We start from the raw sequence: 278 nt of genomic DNA, 5'->3' as shown, positions 1-278 counted from the left end.
AAGGGTGAGAGTTATCCCTGCAAGCCAGACATCTTCGCTGCTACCTATGAGGCAGCAGAAGAACTGAAGGATTCCAACATGGCAGCCAAGCCCGATTGGGAGGCAATTGAACGTGCCTACCGGGCTGGCCTGCTTTCCGTAAGAGAGATCGCCGCAGCTAGTGGCAGCTCGGACACAGCAATACAGAAGCGAGCGAGCAAAGAAGGCTGGCAGCGTGACTTAACTGACGAGGTTCGATGCGCTGTAAAGGCAAAGGTTGCCAAAGCAGTTGCCACCGA

The 278-nt window shown here is 55.0% G+C and carries 1 pseudogene; it reads left to right on the top strand.

Annotated features, from left to right (window positions below):
* Positions 1-78 precede the first annotated feature (78 nt).
* Positions 79-278 (top strand): annotated as a pseudogene (locus tag BK660_RS32815) (hypothetical protein); the annotation flags it as partial.

This window comes from Pseudomonas brassicacearum (assembly GCF_003732265.1).
In the GTDB taxonomy this organism is placed as follows: domain Bacteria; phylum Pseudomonadota; class Gammaproteobacteria; order Pseudomonadales; family Pseudomonadaceae; genus Aquipseudomonas; species Aquipseudomonas brassicacearum_D.
This window is presented reverse-complemented; position numbering and strand designations above follow the sequence as displayed.